Origin of the sequence: Streptomyces sp. NBC_00154 (assembly GCF_026342835.1) — a bacterium.
GTDB lineage: Bacteria > Actinomycetota > Actinomycetes > Streptomycetales > Streptomycetaceae > Streptomyces.
Genome location: NZ_JAPEMI010000001.1, coordinates 3,223,411 through 3,242,489 on the forward strand (window position 1 = coordinate 3,223,411; position 19,079 = coordinate 3,242,489).

At 68.6% G+C, this 19,079-nt stretch carries 23 protein-coding genes and 1 tRNA gene; 10 read left to right on the forward strand and 14 right to left on the reverse strand.

All coding sequences use genetic code 11. The features are described 5' to 3' along the window. Window positions 1-64 precede the first annotated feature (64 nt). Window positions 65-673 carry a GNAT family N-acetyltransferase gene (locus tag OHA03_RS14460; RefSeq protein ID WP_267004272.1) on the reverse strand — a complete coding sequence of 203 codons (609 nt, stop codon included), beginning with the start codon at window positions 671-673 and terminating at the stop codon, window positions 65-67. Next, window positions 654-1,001 carry a UTRA domain-containing protein gene (locus tag OHA03_RS14465; RefSeq protein WP_267004273.1) on the reverse strand — a complete coding sequence of 116 codons (348 nt, stop codon included), beginning with the start codon at window positions 999-1,001 and terminating at the stop codon, window positions 654-656. The genes OHA03_RS14460 and OHA03_RS14465 overlap by 20 nt, the downstream gene beginning before the upstream one ends. A gap of 26 nt (window positions 1,002-1,027) precedes the next feature. Between OHA03_RS14465 and OHA03_RS14470 the strand changes: the two genes are divergently transcribed. From OHA03_RS14470 to OHA03_RS14505, 8 genes are all read left to right on the forward strand, one after another. Further along, window positions 1,028-1,732: a hypothetical protein gene (locus OHA03_RS14470; protein ID WP_267004274.1), complete on the forward strand. Its 705-nt coding sequence runs from the start codon at window positions 1,028-1,030 to the stop codon at window positions 1,730-1,732. Further along, window positions 1,732-2,094, forward strand: coding sequence for an RRQRL motif-containing zinc-binding protein (locus OHA03_RS14475; RefSeq protein WP_267004275.1), 363 nt, complete (start codon window positions 1,732-1,734; stop codon window positions 2,092-2,094). Before OHA03_RS14470 ends, OHA03_RS14475 begins: the two co-directional genes overlap by 1 nt. After that, window positions 2,091-2,561, forward strand: coding sequence for a hypothetical protein (locus tag OHA03_RS14480; RefSeq protein WP_267004276.1), 471 nt, complete (start codon window positions 2,091-2,093; stop codon window positions 2,559-2,561). The genes OHA03_RS14475 and OHA03_RS14480 overlap by 4 nt, the downstream gene beginning before the upstream one ends. 313 nt (window positions 2,562-2,874) lie before the next feature. Beyond that, on the forward strand, window positions 2,875-4,764 hold the full coding sequence (locus OHA03_RS14485; RefSeq protein ID WP_267004277.1) for an FtsK/SpoIIIE domain-containing protein: 1,890 nt from the start codon (window positions 2,875-2,877) through the stop codon (window positions 4,762-4,764). Between the two features lie 182 nt (window positions 4,765-4,946). Continuing rightward, window positions 4,947-5,789, forward strand: coding sequence for a bifunctional DNA primase/polymerase (locus OHA03_RS14490; protein WP_267004278.1), 843 nt, complete (start codon window positions 4,947-4,949; stop codon window positions 5,787-5,789). After that, a complete protein-coding gene (locus OHA03_RS14495; RefSeq protein ID WP_267004279.1) occupies window positions 5,782-7,257 on the forward strand; it encodes an ATP-binding protein in 1,476 nt (491 codons plus the stop codon). The genes OHA03_RS14490 and OHA03_RS14495 overlap by 8 nt, the downstream gene beginning before the upstream one ends. 458 nt (window positions 7,258-7,715) lie before the next feature. Further along, the gene (locus OHA03_RS14500; protein WP_267004280.1) at window positions 7,716-7,958 is read left to right on the forward strand and encodes a helix-turn-helix domain-containing protein; all 243 of its coding nucleotides are present in this window, start codon (window positions 7,716-7,718) and stop codon (window positions 7,956-7,958) included. A gap of 9 nt (window positions 7,959-7,967) precedes the next feature. Continuing rightward, window positions 7,968-9,239, forward strand: a complete 1,272-nt coding sequence (locus tag OHA03_RS14505) for a site-specific integrase (protein WP_267004281.1) — start codon at window positions 7,968-7,970, stop codon at window positions 9,237-9,239. A 37-nt stretch (window positions 9,240-9,276) separates the two neighbouring features. Here OHA03_RS14505 and OHA03_RS14510 read toward each other — a convergent pair whose 3' ends face one another. From OHA03_RS14510 to OHA03_RS14530, 5 genes are all read right to left on the reverse strand, one after another. Further along, window positions 9,277-9,981, reverse strand: coding sequence for a TIGR02391 family protein (locus OHA03_RS14510; protein ID WP_093774153.1), 705 nt, complete (start codon window positions 9,979-9,981; stop codon window positions 9,277-9,279). A gap of 132 nt (window positions 9,982-10,113) precedes the next feature. Further along, window positions 10,114-10,198: transfer RNA gene (locus OHA03_RS14515), tRNA-Ser, on the reverse strand. Window positions 10,199-10,289: 91 nt separating this feature from the next. Then, window positions 10,290-10,790 (reverse strand): tRNA adenosine(34) deaminase TadA, encoded by a 501-nt coding sequence (tadA, locus tag OHA03_RS14520; RefSeq protein WP_234432892.1) that lies wholly within the window; start codon window positions 10,788-10,790, stop codon window positions 10,290-10,292. A 9-nt stretch (window positions 10,791-10,799) separates the two neighbouring features. Continuing rightward, window positions 10,800-11,369, reverse strand: a complete 570-nt coding sequence (locus OHA03_RS14525; protein WP_267008050.1) for a hypothetical protein — start codon at window positions 11,367-11,369, stop codon at window positions 10,800-10,802. A 187-nt stretch (window positions 11,370-11,556) separates the two neighbouring features. Continuing rightward, the gene (locus tag OHA03_RS14530; protein ID WP_267004282.1) at window positions 11,557-11,784 is read right to left on the reverse strand and encodes a hypothetical protein; all 228 of its coding nucleotides are present in this window, start codon (window positions 11,782-11,784) and stop codon (window positions 11,557-11,559) included. A gap of 103 nt (window positions 11,785-11,887) precedes the next feature. On the opposite strand from OHA03_RS14530, the gene upp reads away from it, so the two are divergent. After that, window positions 11,888-12,523, forward strand: coding sequence for a uracil phosphoribosyltransferase (upp, locus tag OHA03_RS14535; RefSeq protein ID WP_267004283.1), 636 nt, complete (start codon window positions 11,888-11,890; stop codon window positions 12,521-12,523). A gap of 61 nt (window positions 12,524-12,584) precedes the next feature. Here the strand turns inward: upp and OHA03_RS14540 are convergent, their stop codons facing one another. Both OHA03_RS14540 and OHA03_RS14545 read right to left on the reverse strand, forming a co-directional pair. Continuing rightward, a complete protein-coding gene (locus OHA03_RS14540) occupies window positions 12,585-13,202 on the reverse strand; it encodes a LytR C-terminal domain-containing protein (protein ID WP_267004284.1) in 618 nt (205 codons plus the stop codon). A 104-nt stretch (window positions 13,203-13,306) separates the two neighbouring features. After that, complete coding sequence (locus OHA03_RS14545) at window positions 13,307-13,603, reverse strand: type II toxin-antitoxin system VapB family antitoxin (RefSeq protein WP_003955420.1); 297 nt, start codon at window positions 13,601-13,603, stop codon at window positions 13,307-13,309. 103 nt (window positions 13,604-13,706) lie between these two features. Between OHA03_RS14545 and OHA03_RS14550 the strand changes: the two genes are divergently transcribed. Continuing rightward, window positions 13,707-15,338, forward strand: coding sequence for a helicase HerA-like domain-containing protein (locus OHA03_RS14550; protein WP_267004285.1), 1,632 nt, complete (start codon window positions 13,707-13,709; stop codon window positions 15,336-15,338). An 86-nt stretch (window positions 15,339-15,424) separates the two neighbouring features. On the opposite strand, the gene OHA03_RS14555 is transcribed toward OHA03_RS14550, so the two are convergent. From OHA03_RS14555 to OHA03_RS14575, 5 genes are all read right to left on the reverse strand, one after another. Continuing rightward, complete coding sequence (locus tag OHA03_RS14555; protein ID WP_267004286.1) at window positions 15,425-16,024, reverse strand: HhH-GPD-type base excision DNA repair protein; 600 nt, start codon at window positions 16,022-16,024, stop codon at window positions 15,425-15,427. Between the two features lie 161 nt (window positions 16,025-16,185). Then, window positions 16,186-17,205, reverse strand: coding sequence for an LLM class flavin-dependent oxidoreductase (locus OHA03_RS14560; RefSeq protein WP_267004287.1), 1,020 nt, complete (start codon window positions 17,203-17,205; stop codon window positions 16,186-16,188). Between the two features lie 683 nt (window positions 17,206-17,888). Next, entirely contained in the window at window positions 17,889-18,323 is a 435-nt protein-coding gene (locus tag OHA03_RS14565) for a DUF5959 family protein (protein WP_267004288.1), read from the reverse strand. Between the two features lie 268 nt (window positions 18,324-18,591). Further along, window positions 18,592-18,729 (reverse strand): hypothetical protein, encoded by a 138-nt coding sequence (locus OHA03_RS14570; protein ID WP_267004289.1) that lies wholly within the window; start codon window positions 18,727-18,729, stop codon window positions 18,592-18,594. Beyond that, a complete protein-coding gene (locus OHA03_RS14575) occupies window positions 18,698-18,994 on the reverse strand; it encodes a DUF4265 domain-containing protein (protein ID WP_267004290.1) in 297 nt (98 codons plus the stop codon). Before OHA03_RS14575 ends, OHA03_RS14570 begins: the two co-directional genes overlap by 32 nt. Between the last annotated feature and the right edge of the window lie 85 nt (window positions 18,995-19,079).

Here is a 19,079-nt window from a genome sequence, read left to right on the forward strand (position 1 = left end):
AAACGCTCGATAAAGCCAGGCGTGGGAAACGACGTCTAAAGACCTGGGGGAACTCCGCCCCAGGTCAGTCCGTCGGGGTGTGCTGAGACGGGATCGGCGTCGACCTACCCTCGCGAGGCGGGCCCACGGTCAGTGGGAAGTCGGGGAGGCTAAGCGCGGTAGTCGGCCGTTGAGCGAGCCACCCTGAGCGCCGATGTGACGGACTTTCAGTCCTCACGTGCTTGAACCCCAGCCGCTCGTAGTAGGAGTGAAGTCCCTTGTTGGTCCGCCATGTGTCTATGCGCACCCAGTCGCGGCCTTCCATGGCGGCCAGGCTTGATGCCCAGTCCACGAGCCGCGCCCCGAGGTGCCGCCCGGCGGCCTGGCGGGCGACGATGAGCTTGTACAGGTGAAAGGCAGATTCGGGATGGTCCTCGTCTGTCCAGAAGTCCCGATCCACGGGCCCTCTACTCACGGTGCCGAGGACCTTGCCGGAGTCGACGACGACCCAGGCGCGCCCTTCGTCGATCGATGCTCGCCACTTGGTGATGGCTTTGGCGCCGGTCTCGGGATCGCTCCATTGGTCAGTGCCTTTTGAGCTGAGCCATTCCTCGGCTTCTGTCCGGAGAGACATGAGGGCGGGCACGTCCTCCGCCCGCGCCGGGCGGAGGTATTCAGTCAGTGTCGACTTCATAGAGGATCTTGTGCCTGTCTCCGGGGAGGATGGTGACCATGCAGCGCAGGGGCTTTCCGTCTGCGTCGTAGCCCGTTCGTGTGTGCTCTGCTACCGGAGTTGCTGCAGGTAGCGCGAGCAGTTCGGCCTCATGCCGTGTCGGCATGCGCACCGCGATCTCATCCCTGTACTTGGTCTGGATGAGTCCAACGGATGCGAGCACGCCACCTGGTGCTGCCACGTCGCGCGGCTCCATGAGAAGCGTCCCAGCGACGAGTTCCTGAGGGAAGTAGGAGTCGGCGAGCGCGTAGGGGCGGTTGTCTATGTAGCGAATGCGCTTGCGGGCCACAGCTAGACCATCGTCGGGAAGCGCGAGTGCGTCGCGTACGTGCGCGGGTGGCGCTCGCCCTGATCGCCACCCTGGTACTCGTCGGCAAGGACAAGACGTTCGCGCTGCGGGTACTGGCCGCGTACACGCTCGCCTCACTCGTCCTGAACTACGTTCACGGCCTCGTCCCCGAACTGCATGCCGGATCGGTCGACTGGGGTCGACTGGCCGACTGGGACCCCGCGAACTGGACCCTGGTGCTGCTCGCCACGTCGCTGCCGGTCGGGTCGATCTACTTCGGCTCCGATCTGGTCGCGAAGGTGCTGCACCATCGACCGATCGAGAGCGTCCCGATCCGTGAATGGGTCGATACATCAACAAATCGGTCTACTGCTGACCTGGGAGAGTCGACCCCCGCCCCCGTCGCGGCGGCCGAGACTCCCGCCACGCTTCCCGCGCCCGTCTCCGCCGATCTCGTCGAGCTCGCCCAGGTGCGGTCGGTTGCGGCCGAGTCGACCCGGCCGCGCGGGGCGACCGGTCGCGTGCCGGACGCCGCTCGATCGGCCCGGCCGGTCCGGACCGCTGATGAACTGCTCGATGAGGCCCGATCGGCTACTGCTGACTGGTCGGTGGGCGACCTGACCGCCGAGGGCATCCGCAAGGCGGTCCGTACCTCTCCCGCGAAGGCTCGCGTGCTGCGCGAGACCCTGCGGGCGGAGCGTGCGGATGGACCGGTTGAGGCGTCGGCGTGATGGCCGTGCTCCCCGAATACGCGTGGCGCCTGGCACCGGACGGATATGCGACCCGCAGGCAGCTGCGTGCGATGGGGCTGCGGCCCGGCGGACAGGACGTCGCCGCAGAGCTCCGGCGGCCCCGCAAGCGACGTGGGCCGCTGATCGCCTACCTCTACCGCGTCGACCGGGCCAAGCCCGTCCGCCCCATGACACCGGGCCGCTCTGCAGCGCTCGCCAAGGCCATGACCGCACGCCGCACCTGCCCGAACTGCCGCCTCGATGCCGGGTACTGCATCCCGCGCTCACTCGGCATGTGCGTGCCCTGCGCCGACTTCACCGACCAACGCTCCGGCTCGACCGACGAGAGGACTGCATCGTGACTGCCGCCGAATACCGCGAGACCGCCGTGGCGCCCCTCCCCGGGTGGCCGACCGTCCCGGACGTGCCCCTCACCGGTGCCGTGCGACTGCACGGTGAACAGGGGCCTGTCGTCTACGTCCCCGGCCCTGAGGGGCACATGGTCGCCGTACTCCGCGAGCACCTGCCGACCGCCCCCGTCGCCTACCAGCCCCGGGACTTGACCCCGCAACCGCTGCTCGACCCGCGTGCGCAGCGCCTCGCGGCCGGCGGGCTGCTCGCCGGGGGTGCTGGATTCGGGGCCGGTCAGCTCCTCATTGGCGCTGGCCAGGTCGTGAGCGCGTTTGCCGGTCTCGGGTCGGTGGTGATGTGGGCCGCGATCGCGGTCGTTGCCTCGCGGCTCGCTCCGGCGCTGCTCGGCACCGGCCGCCCGGCCACGGTTCACCACACCACGGTCAACAACCGGTGGTTCGGCCGGTCCACACACTGAATCGCCCTACGCCCCGTAGAGGCCCTGACCCCCCTCGCGTGTGGGTCGAGACCCCCCGGGCCGTGAACGGCCTCCCACGGCGTCGCCGAGACGCTGCGTGACGGCATTTTCTGCCCCTCTACGCGCGCGTGCGCGTAGGGGCCCCCTCCCCGGAACGGCGCAACTCCGCAACTCCGCAGGTCAGACGCGGTTGCGGGGGTTCAACCGGCGTTGTCGACGCAACCGGCAACGCCAACTATCCCAATTCGGGCGGGCCGGTGACGCCACGCAACGGCGCACCGGCCCTCATCCACGTGTCTTTGGAGGACTCTTCGTGGACTGGAAGCAAGCATGGTCGACCACCACCACCACAACCAACGGCGCATTGGACGCACTCGCGCCGACGTGCGCGCCGTTCGCCGCCCGCTGGGACAGGGAGGCGGAGCGCCGGACACAACTGCGGACCCCTGAGAACCTGAAGGCGCTCATGGCGGCGCAGCGGGAGCACAACTCCTCCCGGTCCACTGCTGCGATGGCGCGCAATCAGCGCAGCGCGGCCCGCAAGGCGTCCACCAACCCGCTGTCCGCGAACCGTCGGGCCGCGCGCACGGCGGACAGGGCTGCGCGGCAGCATCACAGTCAGGCGCGGTCCGTGCTGAAGGCGGCGCGGAAGAACTACCCGGCCACTCTCGCGGCCCGCGCGGTGCATGCGCACGCCGCGCACGCGGTGCCGGGCGCACTGGCCTCGTGGCTGATGTCGGAGGCTGGGCACGCGCTCACGTTGTGGCCGGCGTCCGTGTCGGCCGGGCTGATCGGTCTGAACGTCGCGGGTCTGTGGCTGGGCCGTCGTCAGCCGTCGGTGCGGCTCGATGACGGGATGAGCGCTGAGGAGCGGCGCCTGGCCTCGCGGCTCGATCCGTCGTTCTGGGTTCAGAACGCAGACGCCCGAGGCCTGTCCGGCACCGTGCCCACACCGGCCAAGCTCACCCCGGCCGGGCTGGTCTCACACGTGCGCCTCGACGGCCGGTGGACGCCGAAGACGTTCCGCGCGAAGGCGGACGAGATTAGGGCCCTGCTCGGGGCGCGGACCGATCTGCGCGTGGAGATCACTTCCGGAAGTCACGGCGACCGCGCGACGATCACCCTGCGGACCCGCAGCGCGGCCGACGGCATCGACCTGAACGGCTGGGAGCCCGGGGCGCCGTGGGGCATCGACACCATCACCGGCGAGCCGGTGTTCGTGCCGCTCGGTCGGCGGATGCTGGTCGCTGGCACGTCCGGATCGGGCAAGAGCTGGTCGACGCGCGCCCTCCTCGCGGAGGCGTCGGAGTCCGTGGATCACCGGCTGATCGTCATCGATCCGAAGCGGGTGGAGGCTCTGAACTGGGAGCACCGTGCCCGCACGGCGGTGCGCCGGGACGATGTCCTGGACGTGACCGACGAGCTGGTGGAGGAGATGCACGAGCGGCTGGACGAGGTCCCGCGCGGGAGCGATGTGATCGCGATCAGCGCGAACCGTCCCCGGATCACGGTCTTCGTGGACGAGGGTGCCGAGGTTATCTCCATGGCCAGGTTCAAGGCGCCCCGCACCGAGGACGGCCCGGGCCCGGACTACGGCCGAATCATGGAGAACATGCGCACGCTCGCCCGCATGGCGCGGGCAGCCGAGATCATCCTGATCTGGGCCACGCAGAAGCCGACCATGGACGGCAAGAGCCCCGGGCTTGACCCGCAGATCAGCGCGCAGATCACCTACCGGGCCTCACTCGCCCTGTCTACGTCGTCAGAGTCGCGGGTGGTGTTCGGTGAGGACGCCACCGAGGACGGCTGGCACGCGCACAAGCTGCCCATGCCGGGCGTCGCGATGCTGCGATCCGGGCCCAAGGCCAAGCCCAACCCGGTCAAGACCCGGGCGTTCTCTCCCGCCGACGTCATCGCCCTCCCGAACCGGCCCGTATGGAAGCGCGGAACAGCCAAGCCAGCCGCAAGCCCTCTGCACCTGGTCAAGGGGGCGACCAGCGCCACGGAGACACCCGTGCCGGCGAGCAATCGGGACCGGGTACGCCAGGCCGTCCAGGACGGGGCTCGCACCCTTCGGGACATCACCGACCGCACAGGGATCAACAAGGGCACCGTCTCCCGCGAGATCAAAGCCCTCACGGCCACGGGAGCCCTGCGCAAGAACGACGACGGCATGGTCCTGCCCGGCCAGGAAGCGGCCTGAGCACCCCCGCCTGACCGCTCCGACCAACACCAAGGGCGGCCCCCTCTCGCCAAAGACCGGGCCGCCCTTGTCCACCTGCCACCAACAGACCTGTGGGGGTTTTCCAGCATGACGCAGCCCACCGACATCCGGCCAGAGCGGCACCGGCCGTTACCCGCACACACCGCACTGGAGGTGGCGGCATGAGCGAGCCCCTGCACATGGCCCTCAGCCTCGCGGCCGACGGCCTGCCCGTCCTGCCGCTACGCAAGGGGAAGGTGCCCTTCGGGAACTGCCCGACATGCGCCAAGAACGCGTGCGGTGGCCGACCGAACATGAAGACCCCGGGCCCCTGCTCCTGCCCGCACCCGTGCCACGGCTGGGCCGCCGCCACCACCGACCCCGGCGTCATCATCTCGTCGACGTGGGTGCGCGCGTGGCGCGAAGCGGCGGCGGTGGCCTACCACCCCGGCGGCGCCGGCCTCACCGTCGTCGACCTCGACAATGCCGAAGCCATCGCGTGGGCCCGTGCGACCCTGCCCGCCACACGGACCGTGCCGACGACCCGAGGCGAGCACTGGCTGTACCAGGGCGCCATGCAGTCCGCCAACGCCGTACGGCCCGGCATCGACATCAAGTCCACCATGGCCTACGCCCGATGGCTCGGCCCCGGCACCGGAACCATGGCGGCCTTGCCGGACGTCGTGCGCGCGCTGACTGTGAAGGAACCCTCCACGGTCCGACCGGCGGCCGTCACCGTGCCCGCACTGGTCGGGGGCGGGGCGTGCCCCCACCGCACGCCCACCTATCTGGACCGTGGCATCGCCATGGCGGAACAGCGCATCTCCGAGGCCCGCGAGGCGGTGCACGCCACCGTATACCGGACGTTCCTCGCCGTGCTCTACACGCACGGCCGATGCGGCTGCCTCACCGACGCTCACACCGCGCGACTGTTCACCGCCGCGCAGGCCAAGGGCGAATCGCCCCGGCACTGCACCGACGCGTGGACCAACGCCCTGACGAAGTTGGGACTGAGCCATGTCTGAGGACGACAAGACTCCCGCCCGCGAGGTCATCGCGGACTACGCACAGTCCCACTTCCGGTACTTCCGAACCGCTGACGGGACCGTGTACGCACAGAAGAACGGCCACCCCGTGGCCCGTCCGATCCGTTCCCAGGGCACGACGGGCAGCCACCGCCAGGAACTCATGGTCGGCCTGTTCCACGACGGGGTCGGCGTCTTCAACGGGTCCGCGCTCAAGGAGGCGTTGGACCTGATCGAAGCACTCGCCCTCGCGGAGGACGTCCAGCCTGTGCACATCCGCGTGGCCCCCGGGTTGGACGGGGCGACGTGGCTGGACTTGGGACGCGATGACGGGCGGTCCGTCCGCATCCACCCCTCCGGTTGGGACATCCTCACCCCCGATCCGCGTGAGGTGTGCTGGAGGCGGACCCAGCTCACGGGGGAACTGCCCTTGCCGGTCAAGGACACCGACGGCAAGGGCATCGATCTTCTGATGCGTCTGTGCAACTTCGCCAATGCGGAGACGGAGTGCCTGGCCCTCGCGTGGCTGATCGGCTGCCTCGGTCCGTCCGTGCCGGTCCCCGCGCCGTTCCTCACCGGCCCGCAGGGCGCGGGCAAGTCCACCGGTGGGCGGATGCTCGTGCGGATCATCGAGGGTATGAGCGGTGACCTGCGGCGGGCGCCGAAGGATGAGGAGAGCCTGATCGCGGCGGTGGCGGCGGGGTGGGTCACCGCGCTGGACAACCTTTCCCACGTGACGCCGGACCTGTCGGACGCGATGTGCTGCATCGTGACCGGCGCCGAGAGCGTCAAGCGTGCTCTGTTCACGGACGGGGACGTGTTCCGCGTCGGCTACCGCCGGCCCCTGCTTCTGACCGGGATCGACGTGGGCGTCATCCGGCCAGACCTCGCGGAACGGCTCCTGCCGCTGCGTTTGGAGCGGCCCCGCGTCCGGCGCACCGAGGCGGAGCTGTGGGCGGAGTATGCGGAGGTTCTGCCCGTCGTTCTGGGCTCGCTCCTGGACCTCACGGTCAAGGTCCGCGCAGCCGAGGCGGAGACTCCTACCGATCTGCGGATGGCGGACTTCGCGCACCTGTGCGCGCAGTTCGACGCGGCGACCGGACTTGGGGCACTCCCCGCTTACCGGGCCAGTCTGGACGACCTGAACGACGACGTGATCGAGGGTGATCTCCTCGCGCAGACTGTCCTCAGGCACGCTGACACCATCGCGCCGGGCGCGGCGCAGCGGATGACGTCCACCGAGTGGTTGCACTGCCTCAGTCGCCTCTACAGCGACGAGGATTGCCGTCCCCTTCCCAAGGGCTGGCCGACCACCGGCAAAGTCCTCTCCGACCGGCTCAAGCGCCTCCAACCGACGCTTGCCGCCCGGCGCGTCCTTGTCGACTCGGGCCGCACCAGCGCGGGCCGCTACCTCGAAATGACCCGCACGCTCCCCCCGGCCCCGCACGCGCAATCACGGGCGTTTTGACCCGCGATCCGCACGCCCAAGCGAACAGCAAGAAGAGCACGTGCTCCTCTTGCTGTTCGGCGGAACGCCGCCCCAAGGTCGCGCCGCGCAGTGGCTCCTTCTTCACTCTGTGAGGCGCACCCAAGTACTACAGGCAGCCCCTTCTTTGTCCTAAGAAGGAAGACGCTGCGTCATGTGCGTCATGCGGGCCGGAAAACGGCACCTGACCTGTGGAAACAGGCATGACGCAGACGGCTTGCTCTGCGTCATCCTGCGTCATCTGCGTCATCCGATGACGCACCCCATGACGCTGCGATGACGCACGGCCTAGCTACTGCGTCAAGTAAAACCGCAGGTCAGGGCCCCCAAGTGACGCTAATGACGCCATGACGCAGAAATCCGCGCCTCGTACACACACGCGCATCCGCGACCTCTGCAAGGTCCCAAGCCCGCTCCTTCGGTCCCAGGGAGATCTCCGCATGGACACGGCCCCCGCCGACACGTTCGACAACACCCTCGTGCTGCTCACCGTGGAGGAGGCTGCCCGCCGCCTCCGGATCGGCCGCACCGTCTGCTACCGGCTCATTAGCTCGGGAGAGCTGGAATCCATCACCGTCGGCCACCTCCGCAGGGTGCCGGTCGACGCTGTGCCCGAGTTCGTCACCCGCCGCCGCAAGAGGCAGCAGCCCACCACCACTATCACCACCGCCACGGCGGCCTGAGGAGCACTCATGGCAGAAGAGAAGAACAAGCGCACTCGACAGCCCAACGGCCGTTCGTCTATCTACCTGGGTAAGGACGGCAGGTGGCACGGCCGCGTCACAGTTGGCGTCCGTGACGACGGTAAGCCTGACCGGCGCCACGTCGAGCGCAAGACCCGAGCCGAGGTGACCAAGGCCGTTAAAGAGCTGGAGCAGCAGCGCGAGACTAAGACGCTCCGCAAGCCCGGCCGTGGATGGACCGTGGCTGCATGGCTGACCCACTGGGTCGAAGAGATCGCCCCACTCGGTGTCAACGAGAACACCATGGTTGGCTACGGCGTCGCGGTCAGGAAGCATCTGATCCCCGGCCTCGGAGCGCACAAGCTGGACAAGCTCAGGCCCGAGCACATCGAGAGCCTCTACGGCCGCATGATTGCGGCCGGCAGTAGACCCGGCACGGCTCACCAGGTGCACCGAACCTTCCGCACCGCCCTGAACGAGGCGGTGCGGCGGGGGCATCTCGGGCAGAACCCCGTGCGCCTGACCAAGGCCCCTCGGGTCCGCGAAGAGGAGATCGAACCGTTCACCGTCGAAGAGGTGCAACGGCTACTTCGAGCGGCGGACGATCGGCGTAATTCGGCGCGCTGGGCTGTTGCTCTGGCCCTCGGCTTGCGGCAGGGAGAAGCTCTCGGGCTCAAGTGGACAGATGTGGACCTAGGGCGCGGTGTGCTGATGGTCCGTCGGAGCCGACGACGACCGCAGTATGCCCACGGCTGCGTCGACGAGACAGCCTGTGGCCGTAAGGCGGGGTACTGCCCGAAGAGGCAGCGCACCAACCCGGAGACGGCCGACACCAAGTCGCGCGCCGGCCGCCGGGCGGTCGGGCTTCCGCGGCAGCTCGTGGACCTCCTCCGTGTCCACCGGAAGCGGCAGGACGCGGAGAGGGTTGCCGTCGGGGACCGCTGGACGGAAGAGGGTTGGCTCTTTGCCACCGAGACCGGCCGGGGTACCTCACCGCGTACGGACTACGACGACTGGAAGGAGCTACTGCAAGCCGCAAAAGTTCGAGACGGCCGACTTCACGATGCCCGACACACCGCCGCGACGGTGCTGCTGATCCTCGGGGTATCGGAGCGGGCAGTCATGGGGCTGATGGGCTGGTCAACCACCGCAATGGCCGCCCGCTATCAGCACATGGTCGACACCGTTCGGACCAACGTCGCCGAACAGGTCGACGGGCTGATCTGGAAGACCGATGGGCCCGATGATGGCGGAGCCGCAACGGCTGGACCAGTCCGCTGAAGGCTGGGGGCAAGGCGGAAGTCTTGCCCCCGCCGGGCTACGTCACTACGTGACAGCTGTCGATCAGGCGTGCCACCACGCTGAAGGTGGCCAGTTGTTCCAAGGCCTCTTGTTCGGCCAGATCACCCGTCTCGTGGGCTGCCGGGTTACGAAGGGCGAAGTAGGCCCCTTGGCCGAGCTGGAGGGCGCCGCGTTGCCGTGTCTGGACTCCGGGGTCTGTTTGATCGCCTGGTATCCGGAGGCGAGGCTTGCCCGGTTCCGGCGCCTTGTCGCTGAAGGCCTCCTGGACGAGTTTGGCGTCAGACAGGTCGCGTCGGCCCAGCTTGTTTTGCAGATGAGCGTTGATCGACGTAGCGGCGGCGTGGACAGCAGCTCGATAGTGCGCAGACTCCCAGAAGGTGCGAGCGGCGTCCCATACCCATGCGTGTAGTTGATCTGCTGGGAGTGAGGGAACGTCTGGTGCCAATCGCGTGGCCCACTCATCCATATCTGTGAGGATGCCTATGCCGCGACTGACCTCGCTCAGGTCGATCGTCAGCGCCTGCCATTCGTTCTCCCCAAGCACCTCTAGGTCCGGCTTGTGGGGATTCAGAATGCGCAAGATCTTCACGATTGTGGGCTCATCCTGGAACAGCCACTTCTCCTCTTGCGTCGTGTCACCGTTGGCGTACCGGACATTCCAGTACTGGGCTGCTGTCTGATCGAACCTCTTGAGCCGCTCACGCATCCATACGCGATCCACAGATGGAGCGTAGAGCGCGACGTCCGGAGCGGTGAGGCTTTTTAGGGCGCCGGATCGGTCAACTGAGACGGGAACTGAGACGGGACGCAGTGAAGGGCCCGGTCCAGATGGACCGGGCCCTTCATCTACCTGCGGTAGCGGAGGGATTTGAACCCTCGGTGAGTTTCCCCACACTCGCTTTCGAGGCGAGCTCCTTCGGCCGCTCGGACACGCTACCGAGAGAGAGCTTAGACCATCTCGCCCGTGGGTCGAAATCCGATTCTCCGGCGTACGCGGAAGCCGGGCCGGGGGTGGTGGGTGCCGCAGCGTCAGCGGTCGCGGAAGAACGCCGTCAGCTGGGCGGAACAGGCGTCCTCCAGGACTCCATGGATCACTTCGGGACGGTGGTTGAGCCGCCGGTCCCGTACGACGTCCCAGAGTGAACCCGCCGCGCCCGCCTTCTCGTCCCGTGCCCCGTAGACCACACGGGCCACCCGGGACTGCACGAGCGCGCCCGCGCACATCGTGCACGGCTCCAGGGTGACCACCAGGGTGCACCCGGAAAGCCGCCATTCGCCGAGCGCCGCGGCGGCCCGGCGGACAGCGAGGATCTCGGCGTGCGCGGTCGGATCACCGGTCGCCTCGCGTTCGTTGTGTCCCGTGGCGAGCAGGGCGCCACCCGGGCCGAGGACGACGGCGCCGACCGGCACATCGCCGGCCCGCGCCGCGTGCGCGGCCTCGTCCAGGGCGCGGCGCATGGGAGCCCGCCACGGGTCCCGTACAGGATCGTGCGGTTCTGGCAGTCGGTGCGGGCCCGGTCGTTCGGTCACCCGCGGACCCTAACGGACGGTTTCCAGGACCTCGGCCGCTCCCAGCGCGTCCGCGATCTCCACCAGTGCGTCCGTCCGCAGCATCAGCAGCTCCTTCTCGGGGAGTCCGAGGTCGGCCAGGACCCCGGTGTCACCGAGCGGACCCGTCGGTACGGCGTCGGCGTCGAGCCCGTCGTCGTCGTTGTCGTCGAGGTCGGTGTCGTTGTTGTTGTCGGGGGTGTGGTCCGGCTCGCCGTCCTCCGTACCGTCGAGGCCGACGAGCTCTTCGAGGGCGGCAATCGAGTCCTCGGCCCCGGGTTCGCGGCCGAGCAGTTCATCGGTGAGCAGGATCTCCCCGTAGGAGGAGCGGGCGGCGGCGGACGCGTCCGAGATGTAGATACGGGGGTCCTCCTCACCGTCCACCCGGATGACGCCGAACCAGGCGTCCTCCTGCTCGATGAAGACGAGCACCGTGTCCTCGTCCACCGAGGCCTCACGGGCCAGATCCGTCAGATCGGACAGGGTCTCCACATCGTCGAGTTCCGTGTCGCTCGCTTCCCACCCGTCTTCGGTGCGCGCGAGCAGTGCGGCGAAGTACACCGTGACTCTCCCACTGGTCATAGGGGTGTCGGTCCGGCGGGAGGACAGTCGGTGATCCGGCTGTCCTGTGCCCCGCCCATCGGAATCGTGGCAGAAACCGAGCGTTCGTGAGAGGAGTTCGACCGTTGCGTCGTCCATGAGTTGTCGACAACACCGCTTCCAGGGGGCCGTCCGGCGGTCCCGGCGGCTACCAGCGGAAGGTCCGCATCCGCATGGCTTGGCGCATTCGGGCCGCCCTGGCCCGGCGTGGCTGGACCCGGTCGCGCAGCGCCTTGGCCTCATGAAGCTCACGCAGGAACTGGGCGCGGCGCCTGCGGCGCTCCTCGTCCGTCTCGGGCGCGTCCAGCGTGTCCCGGCGGCCCTGCGTGTCCTGCGGTTCCAGCTGGTCCCGCTTCTGCTGCTCCCCGTCGGGCATCGGCACATCACCCCAAGGCTGGGTCCGTATGCCCTCACCTTCCCTCCGAACGGGCGATTGATGCCAGTGCACGGGTGCGGGTGGCCCGGCTACTGTTGGGCCCATGCGGATCCACGTCGTCGACCACCCGCTGGTCGCGCACAAACTCACCACCCTGCGCGACAAGCGCACCGACTCCCCGACCTTCCGGCGGCTCGCCGACGAGCTGGTCACCCTGCTCGCCTACGAGGCCACCCGGGACGTGCGCACCGAGCAGGTCGACATCGAGACCCCGGTGACGCCGACCACCGGCGTGAAGCTGTCGCACCCGCGGCCCCTGGTCGTGCCGATCCTGCGGGCCGGTCTCGGCATGCTCGACGGCATGGTGCGGCTGCTGCCGACCGCCGAGGTCGGCTTCCTGGGCATGATCCGCAATGAGGAGACACTCAAGGCGGAGACGTACGCCACGCGGATGCCGGAGGACCTCTCGGGCCGCCAGGTGTACGTCCTGGACCCCATGCTCGCCACCGGCGGCACGCTGGTCGCGGCCATCCAGGAACTGATCAAGCGCGGTGCGGACGACGTCACCGCCGTCGTGCTGCTTGCGGCGCCCGAGGGCGTCGCGGTGATGGAGCGCGACCTGGCCGGTACGCCGGTCACCGTGGTGACCGCCTCGGTCGACGAGCGGCTCAACGAGAACGGCTACATCGTGCCGGGGCTCGGCGACGCAGGCGACCGGATGTACGGCACCGTCGACTAGGGGCTGTCCGGCCCGACGGTTCCGAAGAAGGCTCTCGGCCCTCGCATCCTGTACTGCGGTGTCACCCGCAGGAGGGTGCGGGGGCCGGCTTGTTCAGTGCGGCAAGGGCCGCGGCGGCGTCCTTCGGGGTGTTCAGCTTCTTGAACGCCGTACCGAGGATCAGATCGACATCCGCCGTCTTGCGGGTGTCGGTCTTCGGGGTGGCGCCCGTCAGCTGCGTACCGAGGACCGGGAACGTGCCGTTCGTGGCCGTCGGGGCGCCCAGCAGGATCCCGGCCCCGGGGACCTTCTTGTCGTACGCGGCAGAGGCGTTGCCCACCTTGCCGATGCGGAATCCGCGCTTCTTCAGCTCGTCGGCCGCGGCCTTCGCGAGCCCGCCGCGTGGTGTCGCGTTGTAGACGTTGACCGTGATCCTTGCCGGCTTCGGGAGCGCCTTCGCGGGCGCGGACGGCTTGACGGAGGGGCAGTCGGCCTTGCGGTCGGCGGCGCTGGCCGTCCGGTCGCCGGTGAAGACGTCGATGAGCTGCAGCGTCCCCCATCCGGCCAGCCCGAGGGTCACCACGGAGGCGAGGGACACGAGGACCAGTCTTCGGCGGTGCCGGGGACGCCGCATGCGCGGATATTTGTCGCCCGTGATGCGGTACTTTCCGCCCAGGCCGGGGGGAGTGAGCATGCTCATGGGCGCAGCGTAGTGCGACCCGGTGAAGATGCGTACTAAATGATCAACCGATGGCACCCGTCCGGGTGTGAATGCACCCGAAAGCACCCGATGGGTGCCGTTCGTCAGCCGAGTTCGAGGACCCGGGCGTGCAGCACCTGGCGTTGCTGGAGTGCCGCGCGGACCGCGCGGTGCAGCCCGTCCTCCAGATAGAGGTCGCCCTGCCACTTCACGACATGGGCGAACAAGTCGCCGTAGAACGTGGAGTCCTCGGCGAGGAGGGTTTCGAGGTCCAGCTGACCCTTGGTCGTCACCAGCTGGTCGAGGCGGACCGGGCGCGGCGCGACATCCGCCCACTGCCGGGTGCTTTCCCGGCCGTGGTCGGGATAAGGCCGCCCATTTCCGATGCGCTTGAAGATCACACGGAAAGCCTACCGGCCAAGAGCCTCCGGGCGCAGCTATGGAGCGGTACTGCGATGCTGGCTGGAGCGTCATAAATGCAGACATTCCGGAATAGAGGCCGTGATGAGTGGCAGCGACAGCACGGGCGGGAGCGCGGAATCGGGCATCGGAGACGGCGTCGGAGCGGGCGTGGGGGAGGGCGTCGGCGTGCTGCCGCAGCAGGCCCGGGAGATCGCGGACGGGTACGCCGTCGACGGCGCCGCCCTCGACCTGGGTGTGCTGCTCTGGGACGGTGCATGCCTGCCTGCTGCGCAGATCCGGATCCCACTGGCGATGCTCAACCGGCACGGACTCGTCGCGGGCGCCACCGGCACCGGCAAGACCAAGACCCTCCAGCTCATTGCCGAACAGCTGTCGGCCAACGGCGTGCCGGTCTTTCTCGCCGACATCAAGGGCGATGTGTCCGGCATCGCCGCTCCCGGCGCGCCGGGCGGCAAGGTTGCCGAGCGGGCCGGGCAGGTCGGGCAGCGATGGGAGGCCAAGGGCTTCCCGTGCGAGTTCTACGCGCTCGGCGGCATCGGTCCCGGTATTCCGCTGCGGGCGACGGTCACCGACTTCGGTCCCGTACTGCTCTCCAAGGTGCTCCAGCTGAACCGTACGCAGGAGCAGTCGCTCGGTCTGATCTTCCACTACGCCGACGCCAAGGGCCTGGAGCTGGTGGATCTGAAGGATCTGCGGGCCGTCGTCGCATTTCTCGTCTCGGACACCGGCAAGCCCGAACTGAAGGGGATCGGCGGGCTCTCCACGGCCACGGCCGGGGTGATTCTGCGGTCGCTCACCGCCTTCGAACAGCAGGGGGCGGGCGACTTCTTCGGTGAGCCGGAGTTCGAGACGGCGGAGTTCCTGCGGCAGGCGCCGGACGGCCGGGGGCTGGTCTCCGTGCTGGAACTGGCGGCTGTACAGGACAAGCCGCAGCTCTTCTCGACGTTCCTGATGTGGCTGCTCGCGGATCTCTTCCACGATCTGCCGGAGGTCGGCGACCTCGAGCGGCCCAAGCTGGTGTTCTTCTTCGACGAGGCGCATCTGCTCTTCAACGGGGCGTCGAAGGCGTTCCTGGACTCGATCACGCAGACCGTGCGGCTGATCCGTTCCAAGGGAGTAGGCATCTTCTTCGTCACGCAGACTCCGCGCGATGTGCCGGGGGATGTGCTGGGGCAGCTCGGCAACCGGGTGCAGCACGCGCTGCGGGCGTTCACCCCGGACGACGCGAAGGCGCTGCGGGCGACGGTGAAGACGTTCCCGAACTCGTCGTACGACCTGGAGGAGTTGCTGACCCGGCTGGGCATCGGCGAAGCGGTGATCACCGTGCTCAGCGAGAAGGGTGCGCCGACGCCGGTCGCCGCGACCCGGCTGCGGTCGCCGCAGTCGCTGATGGGTCCGCTCGGTGCGGCGGAACTGGACTCGGCGGTGAAGGGCTCGTCGCTGTACGGGAGTTATGCACAGGCGGTGGACCGGGAGTCGGCGTACGAGAAGCTCACGGCCGAGCACGAGGCGGAGCAGCGGGCCGCGGCGAAGGCTGCGGGCCAGCCGGCGAAAGAGCCGGCGAAGAGGTCCGGGCAGCCGGAGGACGACGCCTCGCTCGTGGAACAGGTGGTGGGGAGTGGAGTGTTCCGGTCGCTGGCGCGATCGGTCGGGACGCAGCTGGGGCGGGATATCTCACGCTCGCTCTTCGGTACGGCGCGCCGCGGGAGGTAGCGGAGGAGGTGGGTGGGAGCCGGACATCGATTCCCACCTGAGAGCAGCTGCCGTCCGCCGGTCGGCGGCATTGCGCCGCCACGGCCTCAGCTCTTCTTTGCTGCCGCCTTCGCCTCCTGTTTGTATGCGCGGACCTTGGCGAGTGAGTCGGGGCCGGTGATGTCGGCGACCGAGCGATGCGACCCCGCTTCCCCGTACGGCCCTGCCGCGGCCCGCCAGCCGGTCGGCCGCACGTCCAGCTGCTTGCCGAGCAGCGCCAGGAAGATCTGCGCTTTCTGGGCACCGAACCCGGGCAGCGCCTTCAGGCGCTTCAGCAGCTCGGCGCCGGTCCCGGCATCGCTCCAGACCGCGCTCGCGTCACCGTCGTACTCCGCGACCAGGAACTGGCACAGCTGCTGTACTCGTTTGGCCATGGAGCCGGGATAGCGGTGCAGAGCGGGTTTGGCGGTGAAGAGCTCGGTGAACGCCTCGGGGGCGTAGGCGGCGATCTCATGGGCGTCCAGGTCGTCGGATCCCATCCGCTGCGCCAGGGTGAACGGGCCGGAGAAGGCCCATTCCATCGGGACCTGCTGGTCCAGCAGCATGCCGATCATGGCCGCGAGCGGGCTGCGGCCGAGAAGCTCGTCCGCCTCCGGCTGTTGAGCGATCCGCAAAGTGATGGCCTTGCTCCTGTTGCTCTGTGTCATGTCTTCGATCATCGCGACAGGGGCGGGCGATGGCGAGTCCAGGAGCCGCCGATGGCCGATCGCCGCCGCTGGAGGGGGACGCATGACGTGACGTCGGAAATCTCTGCCGCGGCAGGCGGTGACGGCCGCCGAGGTCCTCCGAGCACTCGCAGCGACCCGGATCAGACGGACGGTTGCCAGCCGAGAGCCGGGCCGAGCTCGGTGGCGATGTCGGTGAGGATCTGGACGTAGTCGTCGTGGTCGAAGGTGAAGGGCAGTGCGAACGCGACCTCGTCGACCTCCCGGAAGGCGGCGTGCGCTTGGAGCCGTTCAGCGATCTCGGCGGAACTTCCGACGAGGTCGGGCGCGAACATCATGCGGGCCGGCCCCTGCGGCGCGGTGGTGCGCGGCATCCGCTTGTCGGCGTACGCCTCGTACTTGGCACGCTGCTGCGCCGAGGCGGTGTCGGTGGGGATCACGACCAGCCCGTGGGAGACGCGGGCACGCTCGCCATCGGGGTGATGGGCGCGGAAGACCCGAATGTGCGAGAGCTGGATCTCGGCGAAGTCCTCCGACTCCTCCGCCTTCACGACACTGCTGGTCAGGAAGTTCATGCCCTGCTCCCCCGCCCAGCGGGCCGACCGCAGGCTGCCGCCGCCGTACCACATACGGCCGGCCAGGCCGGGTGAGTGCGGCTGGACGCGGTCGGAGTACGCCTCGAACCCCTCCGTACCGCTGAAGTCGGTGGCCGGCTCCCCGCGCACGAATGCCAGGAGTCGTCGCACACGCTCGTAACCGAAGTCCTCGGCGTCGGCGGTGTCGGGGTAGAGCGCGTGCTTCACCCGCTCGTACTGCATCGGTGGGCCGACGCTGACCCCCGGATTGAGGCGGCCCCCCGACAGGATGTCGACGGTCGCCAGGTCCTCGGCCAGCCGCAGCGGATTCTCCCAGCCCAGCGGGGTGACCGCGGTGCCCAGCTGGATGCGGCTGGTGCGCTGGGAGGCCGCCGCCAGGACGACGACGGGGGAGGAGATGCCGTACTGCAGATGCCGGTGCCGCACCCACGCGCTGTCGAAGCCCAGTCGCTCGCCCAGCTCGATGATCGAGAGGGTCGACTCGTGGCCCCGGCGCGGATCGGTCTCGTCGAACAGCCCGATGGTCAGAAAGCCCAGCTTCCGCAGTGGCTTCGAGGTCGGCGGCACAGCATTCCTCCATCGCTCACGGCAGGTACTGCCGTACACCGGCGTTGCCCCGATTGTGGCCGATGGCGAAAGGGCCCCACCGCTCGCGGTGGGGCCCTTCGCAATGCGTTCGGTCCGTGAGGTGATCCGGACGAGTCGGCCCAGCCGGAGAAGTAGCAGGTGCTTCCAGGACCCGTACGTCGTCGTGTTCACATCGTCGCCGGACGAGGGCCGGAGGCGGAAAGTGCGACGGACAACGTCGAAGGGCCCCACCGCAAGCGGTGGGGCCCTTCGACGTATTGCCCGGTGAGAGCAATGGCGGAGGATACGAGATTCGAACTCGTGAGGGGTTGCCCCCAACACGCTTTCCAACTCTGCACGGCCCCGTTCGTCCTGGTTCACGGTCGTCCGCGGGACGGGCTACTGGGTTGCTCGCAGGAGGGCTGAACGGCTGCGAACGGCTGCGAATGAGACTGTCGATGAGACTGCTGGACTGCCCGGACGGCAGCCATGGACCCGCAGCACGTTCGAGTTGGGACTGAGGGCTGACACCCGCTTTAGGAGCGAGGTGGGGCGAGTCTGCCGCTGACCTGGGTAATGCCGGCTTCGGTGCCTGCGGCTCCTGAGCCCCGCTGACAGCCGCTGTTCCTCGTGAGTCCCCGCGCCATCTGGCACGCCTGTGGCACGGGCTGCCCCCTCTGAACTCAGTCCGCGGGGATCAGGTGCGCCCAGACGGCGCGGAGCCTGTCGAGCAGGACACGCTGCTCGTCGATCCAGCCGGGGTCCATGTCGAGGGAGACGGCCAGCCTGGTGGTCTGCTGGTCGGCGATGGTGACCGTGATCCGATCGTGGTCGGCCTCCCGCCAGTCCAGGTGGATGCCGATCTCGGCAACTCGCGCAGCCTCGCGCCAGATGGCGTCGTGCCCCGCGGCGACCGCGTCCAATACGTGCGCCCAGTCGGCCAGGTCTCTTGGCTCCACGTAGGTGTCGTGGACGCCGGACACGAAATCGTTGTGGACCAGGAGCTGTCCCTTCACGTCCGGAATGCCCGGGGCATAGGAGTCGTTCAACTCGACCACGACACTGCCGCCGTACTTGCCGGTGATTCGCAGTAGTGCGAACCGCTCGCGCTCCTTCATGTCCCACCCCTGGGTGTTCGATCCAGTGCTGATGTTGGGCACTCTAGGCGGCACCACCGACGACGCCTGCCGCGCTCAACGTCTCAATGGCCGACTCAAGGCCCGTCTTCTTGCCCTGGGTCTTGTCGGGGATCTTGAGACGCTGGGATTTTGCAGGTCGGGACGCTGGTCCGCCATGGCTCAGGGGTCGCCATTGGTCGTTGTTGGCCACTGTCGATCGGCCTCGGACGGCCCAGGGACGGCCCAGCCTTGGCCCACGTGGTCGGCGTCAGCCAGCGGAAGTGGCCCGCCACTGCGCCGTGATGCACCCCTCTTCCATGTCCCACCACTCCTCGGCTGCGCCGTGGTTGAGCAGCCTCTGCACCTTGGCGAGATCAGCGGTGGGCGGAACGTCCAAGGCCACCATGCCGAACCGTTCTATGCCCTCGCCGTCGACGCCAAAGTTGCTGAAACGCGTTGATCACGCTTTGCCGTGCAGCTCCCGAGCGGCCGTCACGGAACACGATGAGGCGGATGGTGCAGTTCTCCGAACGCCGAACCACCTCGCCGGCCCATCGCACGCCTTCCTCGTCGGGCTCCGTGACCACGACGTCGCCGCAGGCGATGCCTCGGATGAACCAGGGGATGTTGTCGAGCTGCACGGTGCCGTCACCCTGGTCGATCGCCCACAAGCTCTCCACCGAGGCCGGAGGTCAGTCGTCCTCTATCTCAAGCCGGAAGTGCACCTTGACGTACGGGCCGCCGGGATTCGTCATG